The organism is Paraburkholderia bryophila (genome assembly GCF_003269035.1).
GTDB lineage: Bacteria > Pseudomonadota > Gammaproteobacteria > Burkholderiales > Burkholderiaceae > Paraburkholderia > Paraburkholderia bryophila.
On record NZ_QLTK01000013.1, the window covers coordinates 1 to 17,060 of the forward strand.

A 17,060-nucleotide genomic window follows, 5' to 3' on the forward strand; every position below is an offset into this window, starting at 1 on the left:
TACCACCCCTTCCCATCCCGAACAGGACCGTGAAACGACTCCACGCCGATGATAGTGCGGATTGCCCGTGTGAAAGTAGGTAATCGTCAGGCTCCCATGCAGAAAACAGAAACCCCACCCAACAAGGTGGGGTTTCTGCGTTTACGGCCGCTTTAAACTCACTATAAGTGAGAGCTACGAGTTCGGAACAGTCAAGCAGGCCTTGACACAAAGCGGTTGTTCCCTCATAATCGTCAGTTCTCTGCGGAGGGGTGCCCGAGTGGCTAAAGGGGGCAGACTGTAAATCTGTTGGCTTACGCCTACGTTGGTTCGAATCCAACCTCCTCCACCAGAATGAAAGTTGTAGCAGTTGTTGGGAATCCATGAATCCTTGCGGGTGTAGCTCAATGGTAGAGCAGAAGCCTTCCAAGCTTACGACGAGGGTTCGATTCCCTTCACCCGCTCCAGTGACATAGAAGCAGCGCCCATGTGGCTCAGTGGTAGAGCACTCCCTTGGTAAGGGAGAGGTCGGCAGTTCGATCCTGCCCATGGGCACCAGTGATGCATAGTGATTGTTTGCGCGCGGCGCAACGTACGGATAAATCCTCTTAGGAGTCGAATATGGCCAAGGGTAAGTTTGAGCGGACCAAGCCGCACGTGAACGTCGGCACGATCGGTCACGTTGACCACGGCAAGACCACGCTGACGGCAGCGATCACGACGGTTCTGACCAAGAAGTTTGGCGGCGAAGCAAAGGCATACGACCAGATCGACGCGGCGCCGGAAGAAAAGGCGCGTGGTATCACGATCAACACGGCGCACGTCGAGTACGAAACGGCTAACCGCCACTACGCACACGTCGACTGCCCGGGCCACGCTGATTATGTGAAGAACATGATCACGGGCGCAGCGCAGATGGACGGCGCGATCCTGGTGTGCTCGGCTGCAGACGGCCCGATGCCGCAAACGCGCGAGCACATCCTGCTGGCGCGTCAGGTTGGCGTTCCGTACATCATCGTGTTCCTGAACAAGTGCGACATGGTGGACGACGCTGAGTTGCTGGAACTGGTCGAGATGGAAGTTCGCGAACTCCTGTCGAAGTACGACTTCCCGGGCGACGACACGCCGATCATCAAGGGTTCGGCCAAGCTGGCGCTGGAAGGCGACACGGGCGAGCTGGGCGAAGTGGCGATCATGAACCTGGCCGACGCGCTGGACACGTACATCCCGACGCCGGAACGCGCAGTTGACGGCGCGTTCCTGATGCCGGTGGAAGACGTGTTCTCGATCTCGGGTCGTGGCACGGTGGTGACGGGTCGCGTTGAGCGCGGCATCGTGAAGGTCGGCGAAGAAATCGAAATCGTCGGTATCAAACCGACGGTGAAGACGACCTGCACGGGCGTGGAAATGTTCCGCAAGCTGCTCGACCAGGGCCAGGCAGGCGACAACGTTGGTATCCTGCTGCGCGGCACGAAGCGTGAAGACGTGGAGCGTGGCCAGGTTCTGGCGAAGCCGGGTTCGATCAACCCGCACACGCACTTCACGGCTGAAGTGTACGTGCTGAGCAAGGACGAAGGTGGTCGTCACACGCCGTTCTTCAACAACTATCGTCCGCAGTTCTACTTCCGTACGACGGACGTGACGGGCTCGATCGAGCTGCCGAAGGACAAAGAAATGGTCATGCCGGGCGACAACGTGTCGATCACGGTGAAGCTGATCAACCCGATCGCGATGGAAGAAGGTCTGCGTTTCGCAATTCGCGAAGGCGGCCGTACGGTCGGCGCTGGTGTGGTTGCCAAGATCCTCGAGTAACGCCAGATAGTTCTCGTTGATCGGTAGTTTCGGGGTTGGCGGTGTCGCCAACCCCAAGTGGTTTAGGGGTATAGCTCAACTGGCAGAGCGTCGGTCTCCAAAACCGAAGGTTGGGGGTTCGATTCCCTCTGCCCCTGCCAAATCTCGCGTCATATGCGACGCTTCGTTAAGGTGTTATGGCGAATCCTTCCGTCGAAACTGTAAATACATCCAGCGACAAGCTGATGCTCGTCGCTGGCGTATTGTTGGTCTTGGCCGGGTTCGTGGGGTTCTTCTGGCTCAGCGGCCAGGAATGGTACGTCCGCGGAGCCGCCTTGGCTGTTGGTGCGGTAGCGGGTGTTGCAGTGGGTCTTCTCTCCGCGCCTGGCAAGGGTTTCATCGCTTTCGCCAAAGATTCGTACAAGGAAGTCCGTAAAGTTGTTTGGCCGACTCGCAAAGAGGCTACCCAAACAACACTGGTGGTATTCGGCTTCGTGTTCGTCATGGCTATCTTTCTTTGGGTGAGTGATAAATCCATCGAATGGGCGATTTTCTCGGTGATTCTGGGTTGGAAATGATATGAGTGATACTCCGGCATCCCCGAGCGGCAAGCGTTGGTATGTGGTGCACGCCTACTCCGGAATGGAGAAGAGTGTGCAGCGGGCGCTTCAGGAGCGCATCGAGCGCGCTGGCATGCAAGACCAGTTTGGTCAAATTCTCGTGCCGACTGAAGAAGTCGTCGAAGTGAAAGGCGGTCACAAATCGGTGACCGAACGTCGTTTCTTCCCGGGCTATGTGCTCGTAGAAATGGAAATGACGGACGAAACGTGGCACCTTGTGAAAAACACGGCAAAGGTTACAGGTTTCGTTGGCGGTGCGCGTAATCGGCCGAGCCCGATATCTCCGCGAGAAGTCGAAAAAATCATGTCGCAGATGCAGGAAGGCGTGGAAAAGCCGCGCCCCAAGACCTTGTTCGAAGTAGGCGAGATGGTGCGAGTGAAGGACGGCCCATTCACGGATTTCAACGGCAGCGTCGAAGAAGTGAATTACGAAAAGTCGCGCGTCCGTGTTTCCGTTACAATCTTCGGCCGCGCAACGCCAGTCGAGCTGGAATTCGGGCAAGTCGAAAAGTTGTGATCCAGAATTTTGCGGGGTGCGCCGATTGGCGCGCCTCGTCTTTCGCGCTTACGGTCCGCGTAATGACCGTTGAGGAGCGCAAGTAGTCGGCTATTCGGCGAACGCGCGCTACTACTCACTGAACGCTCGCACGCATCACAGCGGCGTTCCAACGAGGTTTTCAACATGGCAAAGAAAATCATCGGCTTTATCAAGCTGCAGATTCCTGCAGGTAAAGCCAACCCGTCGCCGCCGGTTGGTCCGGCACTGGGCCAACGCGGCCTGAACATCATGGAGTTCTGCAAGGCGTTTAACGCCCAGACTCAGGCTATGGAACCGGGTCTGCCGATTCCCGTCGTGATTACCGCGTTCGCGGACAAGAGCTTCACGTTCGTTCTGAAGACGCCGCCGGCTACCGTTCTGATCAAGAAGGCAGCAAAGATCGACAAGGGTTCGAGCAAGCCGCATACCGACAAGGTCGGTAAGATCACCCGAGCGCAAGCTGAAGACATCGCCAAAGCCAAGATGCCTGATCTGACGGCGGCTGATCTGGATGCGGCGGTTCGTACGATCGCTGGTAGCGCCCGCTCGATGGGCATCACCGTGGAGGGCGTGTAAATGGCTAAGCTTTCGAAGCGTCTGCAAGCATTTGCAGCCAAGGTTGATCGTCAAAAGCTTTATGCGATCGACGAAGCTCTGTCGCTCGTGAAGGAATGCGCAAGCGCGAAGTTCGATGAGTCGATCGACGTAGCAGTGCAACTCGGCATCGACGCGAAAAAGTCGGACCAGGTGGTTCGCGGCTCGGTCGTTCTGCCGGCGGGTACGGGTAAGTCGGTTCGCGTCGCTGTGTTCGCGCAGGGTGAAAAGGCCGAACAAGCGCGAGCAGCTGGCGCAGAAATCGTCGGCATGGAAGATCTGGCTGAACAAGTCAAGGCCGGCAAGCTGGACTTCGACATTGTGATCGCTTCGCCGGACACGATGCGCGTGGTCGGTACGCTTGGTCAGATCCTCGGCCCGCGCGGCCTGATGCCGAACCCGAAGGTTGGTACGGTTACGCCGGACGTCGCCACCGCAGTAAAGAACGCCAAGGCTGGTCAGGTGCAATTCCGTGTCGACAAGGCCGGTATCATCCACGCGACCATCGGCCGGGCATCGTTCGAGCCGACGGCTCTGCGTAGCAACCTGAACGCTCTTGTCGACGCGCTGCAAAAGGCAAAGCCGGCAACGAGCAAGGGTGTCTACCTGCGCAAGGTTGCGTTGTCGAGCACGATGGGTGTTGGCGTTCGCGTCGACCAGGCATCGATCGCAGCACAGTAAAAAATTTCATCGCCTCGGCGAGAGTCGGGGCAGTTTTTGGGCTTTGGGCGGTTGCGAAATGGCAGTCTGCATTGAGCAACCGGTTGTCAAAGACCGTTGGCGGGCACGCATCAGGTAGGCGAGTCCTTAATGCAAAGCCAACGCAGATGGCGAACCCGAAAAAGTTTTGTAGTGATGAAGCTGGTTGACGCCCGCAGCAATGCGGGTGTCAGGCGGTCGAAATACTCCTGACTGGTCGGACGCCGTTATTGAACGCGGTACGCAAGGCGCACGCTGCGCGTATCGAATCTGGAGGTTAACCGTGCCACTTAACAAAGAAAGCAAGCAGGCCGTCGTCGCTGAGGTTGCCGCGCAAGTCGCGAAAGCCCAGACCGTGGTTCTGGCTGAGTATCGTGGAATCGCGGTTGGCGATCTGACCAAGCTGCGCGCGAAAGCGCGTGAGCAACAGGTTTATCTTCGCGTGTTGAAGAACACGCTGGCGCGTCGCGCTGTTGAAGGTACCCCGTTTGCTTCGCTGGCAGAGCAGATGACTGGTCCCCTGATCTACGGCATCTCGGAAGATGCAATTGCAGCTGCTAAGGTCGTCAACGACTTCGGCAAAACCAATGACAAGTTGATCATCAAGGCTGGTTCCTACGAAGGCAAGGTGATGGACAAGGCTGGCGTGCAAGCGCTGGCAAACATCCCGAGCCGCGAAGAACTGCTCTCCAAGCTGTTGTACGTTATGCAAGCACCTGTTTCTGGCTTTGCGCGCGCTTTGGCCGCGTTGGCAGAAAAGAAACAAGGCGAAGAAACCGCTGCGTAACGCACTTCAGTCGAGCGTGATTGATCGCTGGCTGTATCCGAATTCAATTTAGGAGTATTTCAAATGGCAATCGCAAAAGAAGACATCCTCGAGGCAGTAAGCTCGATGTCGGTTCTGGAACTGAACGAGCTGGTTAAGGCGTTCGAAGAAAAGTTTGGCGTGTCGGCAGCTGCAGTTGCAGTGGCGGGCCCGGCGGGCGCAGCTGCGGCTGTTGCTGAAGAGCAAACCGAATTCACGGTTAACCTGACGGAAGTCGGCGCGAACAAGGTTTCGGTTATTAAGGCTGTTCGCGAACTGACGGGTCTTGGCCTGAAGGAAGCGAAGGACCTGGTCGACGGCGCACCGAAGCCCGTTAAGGAATCGGTACCGAAGGCTGCTGCTGAAGAAGCCAAGAAGAAGCTGGAAGAAGCCGGCGCGAAGGCTGAAATCAAGTAAGTTTCAGCGCGTTGTGCGAAGGCTGGCGGTTTTCCACCGCCGGCCTTTTTGTGCTTTGTGGGGGCCACGTTTTTGCATGAAGTTCTTGGCAAGAACGTGACACCCAGAAGCCAAAGAAAATCGCCTATCGGCAACATTGACCGGCGTTTCTCTTTGTCTTCTGAAGCGACTGCAGAAGGCAAGTTTGGTCGGGTAGCGGGCAACACAGGCATCCGCTGCCGTCAGCCAGCGGTTGGTAGCGGCCAACCACCAAGCTTCTAGGCTCGTTCAAGCCATCGGACGGCCATCGGGTCTCAGTCGGTGAACACTCGGGTTGTCTCATCAAGGTATCCTGCCTCGACAACAATGCCCGCCGTGATTCGGAGATCGTATGCAATATTCCTTCACCGAGAAGAAGCGTATTCGCAAGAGTTTTGCGAAGCGCCCCATCGTTCACCAAGTACCTTTCCTGCTGGCTACCCAGCTTGAATCATTCAGCACGTTTCTGCAAGCAGACACGTCGTCCACGCAACGCAAGCCGGAAGGCCTGCAAGCTGCGTTTACTTCCGTTTTTCCGATTGTTTCGCACAACGGGTTCGCTCGTCTGGAGTTCGTCAGCTACATGCTGTCGCCGCCGGCATTCAACATCAAGGAATGTCAGCAGCGCGGTTTGACTTACTGTTCGGCACTGCGCGCGAAAGTGCGCCTGGTGCTGCTTGACAAGGAATCGCCGAGCAAGCCAGTCGTCAAGGAAGTTAAGGAACAGGAAGTCTACATGGGCGAAATTCCGCTCATGACGCCGACTGGTTCGTTCGTCATCAACGGCACGGAGCGTGTGATTGTTTCGCAGCTCCATCGTTCGCCGGGCGTGTTCTTTGAACACGATAAGGGCAAGACGCACAGCTCGGGCAAGCTCCTGTTTTCGGCACGTATCATTCCTTACCGCGGTTCGTGGCTCGACTTCGAGTTCGACCCGAAAGATGTGCTGTACTTCCGCGTCGACCGTCGTCGCAAGATGCCGGTTACGATTCTGCTGAAGGCAATCGGCCTGACGCCGGAGCAGATCCTCGCAAACTTCTTCGTGTTCGACAATTTCACGCTGATGCCGGAAGGCGCGCAGATGGAATTCGTGCCCGAGCGTCTGCGTGGTGAAGTCGCGCGCTTCGACATCTCGGACCGTGACGGCAACGTGATCGTCCAGAAAGACAAGCGGATCAACGCAAAGCACATTCGCGATCTGGACAACGCCAAGACCAAGTTTATCTCGGTGCCGGAAGATTATCTGCTCGGCCGTGTGCTTGCGAAGAACGTTGTCGACGGCGACACCGGTGAAGTCATCGCGAATGCGAACGACGAAATCACGGAAACCGTCCTCGAAAAGCTCCGCGAATCGAAGATCAAAGACATCCAGACGCTCTACACGAACGATCTGGACCAAGGTCCGTACATCTCGTCGACGCTGCGTATCGACGAAACCGCGGATAAGATGGCCGCACGTATCGCGATCTACCGCATGATGCGTCCGGGCGAACCGCCGACCGAAGAAGCGGTCGAGGCGTTGTTCAACCGTCTGTTCTACAGCGAAGACGCTTACGACCTGTCCAAGGTGGGTCGTATGAAGTTCAATCGTCGCGTGGGCCGCGACGAGATCATCGGACCGATGACGCTGCAAGACGACGACATCCTCGCCACGATCAAGATCCTGGTCGAGCTGCGTAACGGCAAGGGCGAAGTGGACGATATCGACCACTTGGGCAATCGTCGTGTGCGTTGCGTCGGCGAACTGGCGGAAAACCAGTTCCGCGCAGGTCTCGTGCGTGTCGAACGTGCTGTGAAGGAACGCCTCGGCCAAGCCGAAAGCGAAAACCTGATGCCGCACGACCTGATCAACTCGAAGCCGATCTCGTCGGCAATTCGCGAGTTCTTCGGTTCGTCGCAGCTGTCGCAGTTCATGGACCAAACGAACCCGCTGTCGGAAATCACCCACAAGCGCCGTGTTTCGGCACTTGGCCCGGGCGGTTTGACGCGCGAGCGCGCTGGCTTTGAAGTCCGCGACGTGCACCCGACTCACTACGGTCGTGTGTGCCCGATTGAAACGCCGGAAGGTCCGAACATCGGCCTGATCAACTCGCTCGCTCTGTACGCGCACCTGAACGAATATGGCTTCCTCGAAACGCCGTATCGCAAGGTCGTGGACAGCAAGGTGACGGATCAGATCGACTATCTGTCGGCGATCGAAGAAGGCCGTTACGTGATCGCTCAGGCGAACGCGGCAGTGGCTGCCGACGGTTCCCTGACCGACGAACTGGTGTCGTCGCGTGAAGCAGGCGAAACGCTGATGGTCACGCCGGACCGCATCCAGTACATGGACGTGGCGCCGTCGCAGATCGTGTCGGTGGCAGCATCGCTGATTCCGTTCCTCGAGCACGATGACGCGAACCGCGCATTGATGGGTTCGAACATGCAGCGTCAGGCTGTGCCGTGTCTGCGTCCTGAAAAGGCCGTCGTCGGTACGGGTATCGAACGCACGGTGGCAGTCGACTCGGGCACGACGGTTCAGGCATTCCGCGGTGGTGTGGTCGATTACGTCGACGCAGGCCGTATGGTGATCCGCGTGAACGACGACGAAGCCGTTGCTGGCGACGTCGGCGTGGACATCTACAACCTGATCAAGTACACGCGCTCGAACCAGAACACGAACATCAACCAGCGCCCGATCGTGAAGGTCGGCGACATCGTGTCGCGTGGCGACGTGCTGGCTGACGGCGCATCGACCGACCTCGGCGAACTGGCTCTCGGCCAGAACATGCTGGTCGCGTTCATGCCGTGGAACGGCTACAACTTCGAAGATTCGATCTTGATCTCGGAAAAGGTGGTTGCTGACGACCGCTATACCTCGATCCATATCGAAGAACTGAACGTCGTTGCTCGCGACACGAAGCTCGGACCGGAAGAAATCACGCGCGACATCTCGAACCTGGCTGAAGTGCAACTCGGCCGTCTCGACGAGTCGGGCATCGTCTACATCGGCGCGGAAGTCGAAGCAGGCGACGTGCTGGTCGGTAAGGTGACGCCGAAGGGCGAAACCCAACTGACGCCGGAAGAAAAGCTGCTGCGCGCGATCTTCGGTGAAAAGGCTTCGGACGTGAAGGATACGTCGCTGCGCGTGCCGTCGGGCATGAGCGGCACGGTCATCGACGTGCAGGTGTTCACGCGTGAAGGCATTCAGCGCGACAAGCGTGCGCAACAGATCATCGACGATGAACTGAAGCGTTATCGCCTCGACCTGAACGACCAGCTGCGCATCGTGGAAGGCGACGCGTTCCAGCGTCTCGCGCGCATGCTCGACGGCAAAGTCGCGAACGGCGGTCCGAAGAAGCTGGCGAAGGGCACGAAGATCGAACAGGCTTACCTGCAAGATCTGGATCACTACCACTGGTTCGACATCCGCCTCGCGGACGAAGAAGCAGCGGCACAGCTCGAAGCGATCAAGGACTCGATCGAACAGAAGCGTCATCAGTTCGACCTGGCGTTCGAAGAAAAGCGCAAGAAGCTTACGCAGGGCGACGAATTGCCGCCGGGCGTGCTGAAGATGGTCAAGGTGTATCTGGCAGTCAAGCGCCGTCTGCAGCCTGGCGACAAGATGGCCGGTCGTCACGGTAACAAGGGTGTCGTGTCGAAGATCGTGCCGATCGAAGACATGCCGTACATGGCCGACGGCCGTCCGGCTGACGTCGTTCTGAACCCGCTCGGCGTGCCGTCGCGGATGAACGTGGGTCAGGTTCTCGAAGTGCATCTGGGTTGGGCCGCGAAGGGTCTGGGCTGGCGTATCGGCGAAATGCTGCAACGTCAGGCGAAGATCGCTGAACTGCGCGAATTCCTGATCAAGATCTACAACGAGTCGGGCCGCGCCGAAGAGCTAGACAGCTTCACCGACGACGAAATCGTCGAACTGGCAAAGAACCTGCGCGAAGGCGTGCCGTTTGCAACGCCGGTGTTCGACGGTGCGACGGAAGAGGAAATGTCGCGCGCGCTGGATCTGGCATTCCCGGACGACATCGCGAAGAACCTCGGCATGACGCCGTCGAAGAATCAGGTTCGTCTGTACGACGGCCGCACGGGCGAGATGTTCGAACGTACGGTGACGGTCGGCTACATGCATTACCTGAAGCTGCACCACCTGGTCGACGACAAGATGCACGCGCGTTCCACGGGCCCGTACTCGCTCGTGACGCAGCAGCCGTTGGGCGGTAAGGCGCAGTTCGGTGGCCAGCGTTTCGGTGAAATGGAAGTGTGGGCGCTCGAAGCGTACGGCGCATCGTACGTGCTGCAAGAAATGCTGACGGTGAAGTCGGATGACGTGACAGGCCGGACCAAGGTGTATGAGAACCTGGTCAAGGGCGATCACGTGATCGATGCAGGCATGCCGGAATCCTTCAACGTGTTGGTGAAGGAAATCCGCTCGCTGGGTATCGACATCGACCTCGACCGCAACTAATCGGACTACGGAGAGAAGGCAATGAAAGCTCTGCTCGATCTATTCAAGCAAGTCCAACAACCCGAAGTTTTTGACGCGATCAAGATCGGTCTGGCATCGCCGGACAAGATCCGTTCGTGGTCGTTCGGCGAAGTGAAGAAGCCGGAAACCATCAACTACCGGACGTTCAAGCCGGAACGCGATGGCCTGTTCTGCGCGAAGATCTTCGGGCCGATCAAAGACTACGAATGCCTTTGCGGCAAGTACAAGCGCCTGAAGCATCGTGGCGTGATCTGCGAGAAGTGCGGCGTCGAAGTGACGCTGGCGAAGGTGCGTCGCGAACGGATGGGGCACATCGAGTTGGCCTCGCCGGTCGCTCACATCTGGTTCCTGAAGTCGCTGCCGTCGCGTCTGGGCATGGTGCTCGACATGACGCTGCGCGACATCGAACGCGTGCTGTACTTCGAAGCCTATGTGGTGATCGATCCGGGCATGACGCCGCTGAAAGCGCGGCAGATCATGACCGAAGAGGATTACTACAACAAGGTCGAAGAATACGGTGACGAGTTCCGTGCCGAGATGGGCGCAGAAGGCGTTCGCGAGCTGCTGCGCGCGATCAACATCGACGAACAGGTCGAGATGCTGCGCACCGAACTCAAGAACACGGGTTCGGAAGCGAAGATCAAGAAGTACGCGAAGCGCCTGAAGGTGCTCGAGGCTTTCCAGCGTTCGGGCATCAAGCCTGACTGGATGGTGCTCGAAGTGCTGCCGGTGCTGCCGCCGGAACTGCGTCCGCTGGTGCCGCTGGACGGCGGCCGTTTCGCGACGTCGGACCTGAACGACCTGTATCGCCGTGTGATCAACCGTAACAACCGGTTGAAGCGTCTGCTCGAATTGAAGGCGCCTGAAATCATCGTCCGCAACGAAAAGCGGATGCTGCAGGAAGCTGTCGATTCGCTGCTCGACAACGGTCGTCGTGGCAAGGCCATGACCGGCGCAAACAAGCGTCCGTTGAAGTCGCTCGCTGACATGATCAAGGGTAAGGGCGGTCGTTTCCGTCAGAACTTGCTCGGTAAGCGCGTTGACTATTCGGGCCGTTCGGTGATCGTGGTCGGCCCGACGCTCAAGCTGCATCAGTGCGGTCTGCCGAAGCTGATGGCGCTCGAACTGTTCAAGCCGTTCATCTTCAACAAGCTTGAAGTGATGGGTGTCGCTACCACCATCAAGGCTGCGAAGAAGGAAGTCGAGAACCAGACGCCGGTGGTGTGGGACATCCTCGAAGAGGTGATCCGCGAACATCCGGTCATGCTGAATCGCGCGCCGACGCTGCACCGTCTTGGCATTCAGGCTTTCGAGCCGGTGTTGATCGAAGGCAAGGCGATCCAGCTGCACCCGCTCGTTTGCGCGGCGTTCAACGCCGACTTCGACGGTGACCAGATGGCTGTTCACGTGCCGCTGTCGCTGGAAGCGCAGATGGAAGCGCGCACGCTGATGCTGGCGTCGAACAACGTCCTGTTCCCGGCCAACGGCGATCCGTCGATCGTGCCGTCGCAGGATATCGTGCTCGGCTTGTACTACGCGACCCGCGAAGCGGTGAACGGCAAGGGCGAAGGCCTGACGTTCACGGGCGTCTCGGAAGCGCTGCGTGCTTACGAGAACAAGGAAGTCGAGCTGGCCTCGCGCGTCAACGTGCGGATCACGGAAATGGTCCACAACGAAGACAAGTCGGAAGGCGCGCCGGCGTTCGTGCCGAAGATCACGCTGTATGCAACTACCGTTGGCCGTTCGATTCTGTCGGAAATTCTGCCGCCGGGTCTGCCGTTCTCGGTGCTGAACAAGCCGCTGAAGAAGAAGGAAATCTCGCGCCTGATCAACACCGCGTTCCGCAAGTGCGGTCTGCGTGAAACGGTGATTTTCGCCGATCAGTTGATGCAGTCGGGTTTCCGTCTGGCAACGCGCGCTGGTATCTCGATCTGCGTCGACGACATGCTCGTGCCGCCGCAGAAGGAAACCATCGTCGGCGACGCCGCAAAGAAGGTGAAGGAATACGACCGCCAGTACATGTCGGGTCTCGTCACGTCGCAAGAGCGCTACAACAACGTGGTCGACATCTGGTCGGCAACGTCGGAAGCGGTCGGCAAGGCGATGATGGAGCAGCTGTCGACGGAACCGGTAGTCGATCGCGACGGCAACGAAACGCGTCAGGAATCGTTCAACTCCATCTACATGATGGCGGACTCGGGTGCTCGTGGTTCGGCAGTTCAGATTCGTCAGCTGGCCGGTATGCGTGGCCTGATGGCGAAGCCGGACGGCTCGATCATCGAAACGCCGATTACGGCGAACTTCCGTGAAGGCCTGAACGTGTTGCAGTACTTCATCTCGACCCACGGCGCACGTAAGGGTCTGGCTGATACGGCACTGAAGACGGCAAACTCGGGTTACCTGACGCGTCGTCTGGTCGACGTGACGCAAGATCTGGTGGTGGTCGAGGACGATTGCGGTACGTCCAACGGCGTCGCCATGAAGGCGTTGGTCGAAGGTGGTGAAGTCGTCGAAGCGCTGCGTGACCGTATCCTGGGTCGCGTGACGGTGGCTGACGTCGTCAATCCGGAAACGCAGGAAACGTTGTACGAGACGGGCACCCTGCTCGACGAAGACGCGGTCGAGGAAATCGAACGCCTCGGCATCGATGAAGTGCGCGTGCGTACGCCGCTGACTTGCGAAACGCGTTACGGCCTGTGCGCAGCCTGCTACGGCCGCGACCTGGGCCGCGGCTCGTCGGTCAACGTCGGTGAAGCAGTCGGCGTGATCGCCGCGCAGTCGATCGGTGAACCGGGCACGCAGCTCACGATGCGGACGTTCCACATTGGTGGTGCGGCATCGCGTGCGGCAGTGGCTTCGTCGGTTGAAGCGAAGTCGAACGGTACGGTGCGTTTCACGGCAACGATGCGTTACGTCACCAACGCGAAGGGCGAGCAGATCGTCATCTCGCGTTCGGGTGAAGCGATGATCACCGACGACCACGGTCGCGAGCGCGAACGTCACAAGGTGCCGTACGGCGCGACGCTGTTGCAACTGGACGGCGCGCAGATCAAGGCCGGCACGCAATTGGCGCAGTGGGATCCGCTGACGCGTCCGATCATCACCGAGTGGGGCGGTACGGTGAAGTTCGAAAACGTCGAAGAAGGCGTGACGGTTGCGAAGCAGATCGACGATGTGACGGGTCTCTCCACGCTGGTCGTGATCGACGTGAAGCGCCGTGGCTCGCAAGCTGCGAAGACGGTGCGTCCGCAGGTCAAGCTGCTCGACGCGAACGGCGACGAAGTCAAGATCCCGAACACCGAGCACTCGGTGCAGATCGGCTTCCAGGTCGGCGCTCTGATCACCGTGAAGGACGGTCAGCAAGTGCAGGTCGGTGAAGTGCTCGCACGGATCCCGGTTGAATCGCAGAAAACGCGTGACATTACCGGTGGTCTGCCGCGTGTGGCCGAACTGTTCGAAGCGCGCTCGCCGAAGGACGCTGGCATTCTGGCGGAAGTCACGGGCACGACGTCGTTCGGTAAGGACACGAAGGGCAAGCAGCGTCTCGTTATCACGGACCTCGAGGGCAACCAGCACGAGTTCCTGATCGCGAAGGAAAAGCAGGTTCTGGTGCACGATGGTCAAGTCGTCAACAAGGGCGAAATGATTGTCGACGGGCCGGCTGATCCGCACGACATTCTGCGTTTGCAGGGCGTCGAAGCGCTGGCGCGTTACATCGTGGACGAAGTGCAGGACGTGTATCGTCTGCAGGGCGTGAAGATCAATGACAAGCACATTGAAGTGATCGTCCGTCAGATGCTGCGCCGTGTGCAGATCGTCGATAACGGTGACACGCGTTTCATCATGGGCGAACAAGTCGAGCGGTCGGACATGCTCGACGAGAACGACCGGATGGCTGCGGAAGACAAGATCCCGGCAACGTACGAAAACGTCTTGCTCGGTATCACGAAGGCGTCGCTGTCCACCGATTCGTTCATCTCGGCGGCATCGTTCCAGGAAACGACCCGCGTGCTGACCGAAGCGGCGATCATGGGCAAGCGCGACGACCTGCGTGGTCTGAAGGAAAACGTGATCGTCGGCCGTCTGATTCCGGCCGGTACGGGTCTCGCGTTCCACAAGGCACGCAAGAGCAAGGAACTGTCCGACCGCGAGCGTTTCGATCAGATCGCAGCGGAAGAGTCGTTCGAATTCGGTACGCCGGAAACCCCGGCTGCCGAGCAGCAGCACTCTGGCGAATAAGTGCAGGCGGCGAGAGCCGCTTTCACTGAACGCTGATAAAACCGCCCGGTTTCGACCGGGCGGTTTTTTTTCGCCTTTTGATCGGGCGCGTCATTTGCCGGCAGTCGATTTGACGCAGCGCTGTTAGTCTCCGCTCAGTCATGGTCATGGGAAAAGACATGGCGAGATTGGGCGATTCGCACACACGCATCTTCAGATTTCCTAAGCCGAACGGCTAACGCGTGCAAACGTTTCGGGCGGCGTGCCGAGGGGTTGGTAAAATCCGCCCACCGGCATCGCGCTGTCCAACCTCTATCTCATGTCCCGTTCGCTCCAGATCCTCAACGAAGTCTTCGGCTATCCCGCGTTCAGGGGGCAGCAGGGCGAAATTGTCGAGCATGTCTCGGCCGGCGGCGACTGTCTGGTGCTGATGCCCACCGGCGGCGGCAAGTCGTTGTGTTATCAGATTCCTTCCCTGGTACGCCGCGAAGGCGGATTCGGCACGGGCATTGTCGTTTCTCCGCTGATCGCGTTGATGCAGGACCAGGTGGCGGCGCTCACCGAAGTGGGCGTGCGCGCAGCCTATCTGAACTCGACACTGTCGAGCGCCGAGGCAATGGCGACCGAGCGCGCGTTGCGCGAAGGCGAGATCGACCTGCTTTACGTGGCGCCCGAACGTTTGATGACGCCGCGTTTCCAGGAATTGCTTGAGCGCACGCGTATCGGCCTGTTCGCGATCGACGAAGCCCATTGCGTATCGCAATGGGGGCACGATTTCCGTCCTGAATATATTCAGCTGTCGGTATTGCACGAGCGCTTCCCGAATGTGCCGCGCATCGCGCTCACGGCTACCGCTGACGACATTACGCGCGACGAGATCATCCATCGTCTGGCGCTAGACGATGCGCGCATTTTCGTGTCGAGCTTCGATCGCCCGAACATCCGCTATCGCATCGTCGAAAAGGACAACGCGCGCACGCAGTTGCTCGACTTCATCCGCGCCGAGCATTCGAGGCCGGACGGCACCACCGACGCCGGCGTCGTCTATTGCCTGTCGCGTCGCAAGGTGGAAGAAACGGCGGAATGGCTCAAAGAGAAGGGCATGCGCGCACTGCCTTATCACGCCGGCATGGAGTTCGAAATCCGCCAGAAACATCAGGAAATGTTCCAGCGGGAGGAAGGCATCGTGATGTGCGCGACGATTGCGTTCGGCATGGGCATCGACAAACCGGACGTGCGCTTTGTCGCGCATCTGGACTTACCGAAGAGCGTCGAGGGCTATTACCAGGAAACCGGGCGCGCGGGCCGCGACGGCATGCCGGCGAACGCGTGGATGGCCTACGGTCTCGGCGACGTCGTGCAGCAGCGCAAAATGATCGACGAATCCGATGCGGACGACGCCCACAAGCGCGTGCAAACCGGCAAGCTCGACGCGTTGCTCGGTCTGTGTGAAGCCGCGACTTGCCGTCGGGTGCGCTTGCTCGCTTATTTCGGCGAGACGAGCAAGCCTTGCGGCAATTGCGACAACTGTATTGAGCCGCCAGACACATGGGACGCGACGCGTGAGGCGCAGATGGCGCTTTCCTGTGTATTTCGCGCGCAGCGAGCGAGCGGCTTTCATTTCGGCGCCGGGCATCTGATTGACATCCTGCGCGGCAACCGCAGCGAAAAGATCATGCAGCGCGGCCACGAGAAGCTGACCACGTTTGGAATCGGCGCGTCGTTGGGCGAGCCGGAATGGCGTGCGGTGTTCCGCCAACTGGTTGCGTTCGGCTACCTCACCGTGGATCACGAAGGTTTCGGCTCGCTGGTCCTGACCGAGGCCAGCAAGCCGGTGCTCAAAGGCGAACAGAACGTCACCATGCGCCGCTATGTGAAACCCACACGTAGCCGCCAGTCGTCCGCGCGTACCAGTGAGCGCGCCGACCCGACTATCGGTATGGGGCCGCGTGAACGCGCACGCTGGGAGCGTCTACGCACGTGGCGTACCGAAACGGCGAAGAGCGACGGCGTGCCCGCCTACGTGATTTTCCACGACGCGACGCTCGCGGAAATCGCTCGTAACGGCCCCGATTCCATTGAGGATCTGCGTGGCATACCCGGTATGGGCGTGCGTAAACTCGACCGTTTCGGCGACGAATTGCTCGAAGTCGTCGCGGCTGACTAAGGTCCGGTTGCTGTCCTTGCCGCTCGGCAGGGGTGCGAAACATCGCAACCTGTTGACTCCCTTAGTATTTTCGGAATATTATGCTAGGTTCCGGTTCTTGGAATGCCCGCGCGCGAAGATGATTTGTGCGCGAGTAACCGGGTCCGGAAGTTCGATGCGCAATCGTTTCTGCTTTGCCCGGAAACAGATGCGTCGATTTTGTTCAATTTCAGGAATAAACAATGCCAACCATCAATCAACTGGTTCGCAAAGGCCGCGCGTCGGAAACGACGAAGAGCAAGAGCCCGGCTTTGCAGGACTGCCCCCAGCGTCGCGGCGTGTGCACCCGTGTGTACACCACGACGCCTAAGAAGCCTAACTCGGCACTCCGTAAGGTTGCCAAGGTTCGTCTGACGAACGGCTTCGAAGTTATTTCTTACATCGGTGGTGAAGGCCACAACCTGCAGGAACACTCGGTCGTGCTGATTCGTGGCGGCCGTGTCAAGGACTTGCCGGGTGTGCGTTACCACATGGTTCGCGGCTCGCTGGATACTCAGGGCGTCAAGGATCGTAAGCAAGCTCGCTCGAAGTACGGTGCGAAGCGTGCCAAGGCTGGCAAGTAATTAGCCGGTCCGTAGTTTTAGGTCGCCTGTAAAGGCGGTATTAGCGGTGGTGCCGGATTCGCCGGTGCTGTCGAGTAAGTGGTCACCCGACCAGGCTGGTAAGTCGTAAGAGATGAATCGGGTTAGTTGGTG

The 17,060-nt window shown here is 58.8% G+C and carries 11 protein-coding genes, 4 tRNA genes and 1 rRNA gene; all 16 read left to right on the top strand.

What is annotated here, in order from left to right:
• Window positions 1-92, top strand: a 5S ribosomal RNA gene (rrf, locus tag BX591_RS37415); the annotation flags it as partial.
• 153 nt (window positions 93-245) lie between these two features.
• A tRNA-Tyr gene (locus BX591_RS19165) sits at window positions 246-331 on the top strand.
• A 41-nt stretch (window positions 332-372) separates the two neighbouring features.
• Window positions 373-446, top strand: a tRNA-Gly gene (locus BX591_RS19170).
• Window positions 447-462: 16 nt separating this feature from the next.
• Window positions 463-537 (top strand) — tRNA-Thr (locus BX591_RS19175).
• A gap of 63 nt (window positions 538-600) precedes the next feature.
• The gene (tuf, locus tag BX591_RS19180) at window positions 601-1,791 is read left to right on the top strand and encodes an elongation factor Tu (RefSeq protein WP_111932934.1); all 1,191 of its coding nucleotides are present in this window, start codon (window positions 601-603) and stop codon (window positions 1,789-1,791) included.
• Between the two features lie 64 nt (window positions 1,792-1,855).
• Window positions 1,856-1,931 (top strand) — tRNA-Trp (locus BX591_RS19185).
• A gap of 36 nt (window positions 1,932-1,967) precedes the next feature.
• A complete protein-coding gene (gene secE / locus BX591_RS19190; RefSeq protein WP_111932935.1) occupies window positions 1,968-2,348 on the top strand; it encodes a preprotein translocase subunit SecE in 381 nt (126 codons plus the stop codon).
• A 1-nt stretch (window position 2,349) separates the two neighbouring features.
• The gene (nusG, locus tag BX591_RS19195; protein ID WP_007180147.1) at window positions 2,350-2,907 is read left to right on the top strand and encodes a transcription termination/antitermination protein NusG; all 558 of its coding nucleotides are present in this window, start codon (window positions 2,350-2,352) and stop codon (window positions 2,905-2,907) included.
• Between the two features lie 165 nt (window positions 2,908-3,072).
• Window positions 3,073-3,504 carry a 50S ribosomal protein L11 gene (rplK, locus tag BX591_RS19200; protein WP_111932936.1) on the top strand — a complete coding sequence of 144 codons (432 nt, stop codon included), beginning with the start codon at window positions 3,073-3,075 and terminating at the stop codon, window positions 3,502-3,504.
• A complete protein-coding gene (gene rplA / locus BX591_RS19205; protein WP_035554727.1) occupies window positions 3,505-4,203 on the top strand; it encodes a 50S ribosomal protein L1 in 699 nt (232 codons plus the stop codon).
• A gap of 301 nt (window positions 4,204-4,504) precedes the next feature.
• Window positions 4,505-5,008 (top strand): 50S ribosomal protein L10, encoded by a 504-nt coding sequence (gene rplJ, locus BX591_RS19210; RefSeq protein WP_035554729.1) that lies wholly within the window; start codon window positions 4,505-4,507, stop codon window positions 5,006-5,008.
• A gap of 63 nt (window positions 5,009-5,071) precedes the next feature.
• Window positions 5,072-5,443: a 50S ribosomal protein L7/L12 gene (gene rplL / locus BX591_RS19215; RefSeq protein ID WP_105511078.1), complete on the top strand. Its 372-nt coding sequence runs from the start codon at window positions 5,072-5,074 to the stop codon at window positions 5,441-5,443.
• Between the two features lie 370 nt (window positions 5,444-5,813).
• Window positions 5,814-9,920: a DNA-directed RNA polymerase subunit beta gene (gene rpoB, locus BX591_RS19220; RefSeq protein WP_111932937.1), complete on the top strand. Its 4,107-nt coding sequence runs from the start codon at window positions 5,814-5,816 to the stop codon at window positions 9,918-9,920.
• Window positions 9,921-9,941: 21 nt separating this feature from the next.
• Window positions 9,942-14,180, top strand: a complete 4,239-nt coding sequence (rpoC, locus tag BX591_RS19225) for a DNA-directed RNA polymerase subunit beta' (protein ID WP_111932938.1) — start codon at window positions 9,942-9,944, stop codon at window positions 14,178-14,180.
• Window positions 14,181-14,478: 298 nt separating this feature from the next.
• Window positions 14,479-16,326: a DNA helicase RecQ gene (gene recQ, locus BX591_RS19230; protein ID WP_111932939.1), complete on the top strand. Its 1,848-nt coding sequence runs from the start codon at window positions 14,479-14,481 to the stop codon at window positions 16,324-16,326.
• Between the two features lie 221 nt (window positions 16,327-16,547).
• Window positions 16,548-16,928, top strand: a complete 381-nt coding sequence (gene rpsL / locus BX591_RS19235) for a 30S ribosomal protein S12 (protein ID WP_006998493.1) — start codon at window positions 16,548-16,550, stop codon at window positions 16,926-16,928.
• Window positions 16,929-17,060 lie beyond the last annotated feature (132 nt).